The organism is Bifidobacterium sp. UBA4282 (genome assembly GCF_002394995.1).
In the GTDB taxonomy this organism is placed as follows: Bacteria; Actinomycetota; Actinomycetes; order Actinomycetales; family Bifidobacteriaceae; genus Bifidobacterium; species Bifidobacterium pullorum_B.
Genome location: NZ_DGVO01000003.1, coordinates 1 through 339, shown reverse-complemented (window position 1 = coordinate 339; position 339 = coordinate 1).

Genomic DNA, 339 nt, shown 5'->3' with positions numbered 1-339 from the left:
CCCCCCCCCCCGAGGCATATCGGCGATATCGGCGCCAACGATGATGACAACGATTGCACGATGTACTCGGGAATGTGGGCAACACAACGCATTGCTGCCCGATAGTATACAACGTATTGCAAACGTTCGCAACCGGGTGACCCCGTCGGATTTCCACCAAGAATTCCAGCAACCACGGCACGTCCCGCCCGAGATTGGCCGTACACTGTTGTAAACGTTCGCATATCCGATGCCCCTACGGCGTCGATACCGCACATGCCGACACCCCCGGCGAGGGACGGGGCCCACGACCGGCACCCCACCGACGCCGACCGACGGAAAGGATCCACGATGCCCAGC